The sequence below is a fragment of the Paenimyroides marinum genome, from assembly GCF_900108395.1.
GTDB classification, from domain to species: domain Bacteria; phylum Bacteroidota; class Bacteroidia; order Flavobacteriales; family Flavobacteriaceae; genus Flavobacterium; species Flavobacterium marinum.
In genome coordinates, this window is the sequence record NZ_FNXE01000080.1 from 1 (window position 1) to 3241 (window position 3241).

Below are 3241 nucleotides of genomic sequence, written 5' to 3' on the forward strand. Positions count from 1 at the left end.
AAAATAGGTGCTCTAAAAGCACCTTATAAGTGTGTATAAATTCATTCTACAAGCTGTTTCCTTGCTGAAAAGGACTTTTTTCACAGCCTGACGTTTCGGGGCTTTGCGTTCGGGCGGGCAACCGAAGCACAAAAGCTGGTTTTATTACTAATGCTCAATTGAAAAACTACTGTTGAATTTTGCACTTCAGCCCGCCTGACGCAAAACCCGTGTTAGCGGTTCGTTGTTTTTCTGTCATATGTTTTACTATTGTCATTCTTGTCTAAAAACCCGTCTGCAATTTGTGAAACTAATGAATGATTAGAACTCCAAGCATAATAAACTTCGTCTGCCCATTTTTTTATTATTTCAACACATTCGTCTGCCGTTGTCGCCTTAGTCAAGTCTTTTGCCGTTATGTTTCCCCTTTCCAAAGGTTTTGGAACAGCAAGAAATTCATTCTACCTGTTTAATTTATATTCATTCAAATAGTCACTTAGTAATGGAGATTTTTTGTAATCCCATTGTTGTTTTTTGTCAAGTATTAAATTCAGTCTTGTCAAGTGAAAATGATTGCTCCACCGTCCGTGAATTTCTGGATGTTGCAAGGCGTGTGCATCAACGCTTAAAAATCTTGAAATGTGATATTCCGAATTATTAAAGTCTAAAAGTTCAAGTCCATTGTTGTAATTGTCCATACAGTCAAAAATGCCTTTTTGATAGTCTGCACCGCAAAACTGACATTTCCCTTTGTCGAAAAGTGTCACTTCATTTTTCCTTGCTTGGTCAATAAAGTCTTGCATTTTTTGTTGTCTGTTTGTATTTATGATGTCGTCTTTTGCAATGACCGCTACGCCAATGAGATGTTAGCGGTTCGTTGTTTTTCTTCCATCAAAAGTGTTTAATTGACAGCATTTCCTGTGTTCAAAATTATTAGCGTTTGCCCTACGCTGAATTATTTTAGATAAACGTCTCTTCTGTCAGGAACATGTTGTGCTGCTGCCAACCACCATTGTTCGTTTTCTTTTACCAATACAAATAAAGCTAGTTCATCAAAACTTCCAGGTTTTATTCCCGAGTTTGACATATTTGGAATTTTAGATATTCTCCGTACATAAGCTATTGCCACTTGCTCTGAAACGAAGCGTATATGCTCTGCTTCGTATTTGGCAGCTCCTTTCATAGGTGTCACAGAAGAAAACATTTGTTTGTGAATTGAATGAATTTGTTCATAACCACTTGCAATTGCTGCAAATGGACTTCCCCACAGAATATCCTTGGCAAAACGCTTGTTGAATAACTCTACATCACCCGTGTCAATTGCATCTTGTAATTCGGAAATAAAATTTTCGATTGGTGATGTGTCGTAAGGGGTTGAAATGTTTGGTCGAAGGTCACTTGTCATGTCTTGTTGCTATTTTATTAGTTTGTCATTAAAAATCTTGCATTGCTTTGTCTGTTTATGTGGTCGTCCTAACAATGACCGCTAACGGGAAACGCATTGGCGAAGTGGCGGATAAATTGGACGAAAAGTTCAATTTAGCAGTAACGTAGCCGATGTGTTTCCTCAGAAGCTAAATTATTAAAAAAAGCTGAATGTGGAACACATTCGGCGGCTAAAAAAGCACAAAAGTTGAAGTTTGCACTTAACCCGCCATTTTACCAATGCGATGTTACCTGCCGTTTCTTATCTTCTCAACGTTTTTGTTCATTTTGTGTCTAACTATATTTCGGAAAACAAACTTTTCAAAAGCATTTAATTTTTGTTGATGTTTTGCGTAAAATTCGTCAGGTGTATCGAATAAACCAAAATCCTGATTAATTCCTTTGTCTTGAATAAATGTGTTGTTTAAATTCCAATCAATTGGTGGATTTTTAAAATTATCAGTGTAAGCACCATAACCACAAAAAGTAGTTTTACAATCGCTATTTTTCTCCTGTAGCTTGGTTAAATATGTTTTGTCCAAAATCACACCTTCTAAAAAATACCATTGTCCATCAACCAATATTTCAACCCAACTATGCAGAATGTTTTTAGGTGAAAGCTTGTACCAAATTCCCGTAATTGCTCCTTTTTGCAATGCTTTATCAATCGTAAATCCGTGAATACGATTCGGTATTTCCGTAGCTCTCAATAAAGCCATTAACAATGTGGCTTTTGTATTGCATTGTCCATATCCGTCTTTCAGTATTTCTGATGCAGGAATATCGTCCGAAATGTTGTAGCCGAATTTTATTTCATCTCTCACGAAGTTGTAAATTGCTTTTATCCTTGCAATAGTGTCAAGTCGTTTCCATTGCCTTTGCTCCACTAATTCCTTTATGGAAGCGTCAGAGAAGTCAAGGATTTTAGTTTCTTTAATATAATTGTTCATATCGCTTTTTTATACTGCAAAGATGAAAAGCAATAATAAAACAAACTTGTATAAAGTGGCTATTTTAATGATGACAAAAATTTAGGCGAAAGTCCAAATGTGTCTTTGAATGTTCTGCTGTAATGAGAACTATCTGTAAATCCGAACAGATGTGCAGTTTCGGTAATCGAATGTTCTTTTAAGTAAGGTAATGATTTTATGAGTTTATTCCAAAGTTGGTATCGTCTGAAATTCAAATTTGTTTTCTCTTTGAAAAGATGTAAAAAACGTGTTTTGGATAGAAAACAAATATTCGCAATTTCTTCAAGCGATACAATTCGGTCAAAATTTTGTTCTAAATATTGAATTGCTTTATAAATTCTTTCGTCTTCAAAGTGATTTTCAAGTTCACATTGACATTTGAAGTTTACGAAATAGTTGTTAATCTTATTAGTCAAATTGATAAAGTCAGAATCATTTTGTGAATATTCTTCAAAAATTTCTACAAGTTGCTCAAAGTCTTCATCCAAACTTATAATCTTAATGTTTCTGAATTTATTGTATAATTGATGACCTACACTGCTAATCGGGTTTATAAGAATAATCAAAGAAGTTTCATTACTTATAAATTGATGCTGAACATTGCTGTTAATGAAACAAGTTGTGTAAGAATTTTGGTTATCTTTCTCGTCTGTAATTTTAAATTTTTTTTGTGATGCGACACTGATTTGTAAAGCGAAATGTTTATGCGAAACGTTGTCGTTAAACTGTCCAACGAACATTCCCATTGTCTTTTCGATATGTATTTTATTTTGGACGGTGTCGTTCATTGAAATGGCAGGTAACGTCAGTCTGTGAAAAAAGTACACAAACTCCTTTCAAATATAGTTAATATTTCATAAATTCAT

General features: G+C 34.5%; 5 protein-coding genes. All 5 read right to left on the minus strand.

Features of this window, described 5'->3' with window-relative positions:
* Positions 1-212: 212 nt before the first annotated feature.
* Positions 213-413: a hypothetical protein gene (locus tag BLW20_RS14320; RefSeq protein WP_091102905.1), complete on the minus strand. Its 201-nt coding sequence runs from the start codon at positions 411-413 to the stop codon at positions 213-215.
* Positions 414-440: 27 nt separating this feature from the next.
* Positions 441-782: a DUF5946 family protein gene (locus tag BLW20_RS14325; RefSeq protein ID WP_091102908.1), complete on the minus strand. Its 342-nt coding sequence runs from the start codon at positions 780-782 to the stop codon at positions 441-443.
* A gap of 152 nt (positions 783-934) precedes the next feature.
* On the minus strand, positions 935-1384 hold the full coding sequence (locus BLW20_RS14330; protein ID WP_091102912.1) for a YybH family protein: 450 nt from the start codon (positions 1382-1384) through the stop codon (positions 935-937).
* 268 nt (positions 1385-1652) lie between these two features.
* Positions 1653-2354: a transglutaminase-like domain-containing protein gene (locus BLW20_RS14335; RefSeq protein WP_091102916.1), complete on the minus strand. Its 702-nt coding sequence runs from the start codon at positions 2352-2354 to the stop codon at positions 1653-1655.
* Positions 2355-2413: 59 nt separating this feature from the next.
* Entirely contained in the window at positions 2414-3163 is a 750-nt protein-coding gene (locus BLW20_RS14340) for a helix-turn-helix domain-containing protein (RefSeq protein ID WP_091102920.1), read from the minus strand.
* Positions 3164-3241 lie beyond the last annotated feature (78 nt).

What these genes read in the sequence shown, in the direction of transcription:
- BLW20_RS14340 (WP_091102920.1), bottom strand. Translation starts at nt 3,163, where the DNA reads ATGAACGACACCGTCCAAAATAAAATACATATCGAAAAGACAATGGGA.
- BLW20_RS14330 (WP_091102912.1), bottom strand. Translation starts at nt 1,384, where the DNA reads ATGACAAGTGACCTTCGACCAAACATTTCAACCCCTTACGACACATCA.
- BLW20_RS14325 (WP_091102908.1), bottom strand. Translation starts at nt 782, where the DNA reads ATGCAAGACTTTATTGACCAAGCAAGGAAAAATGAAGTGACACTTTTC.
- BLW20_RS14335 (WP_091102916.1), bottom strand. Translation starts at nt 2,354, where the DNA reads ATGAACAATTATATTAAAGAAACTAAAATCCTTGACTTCTCTGACGCT.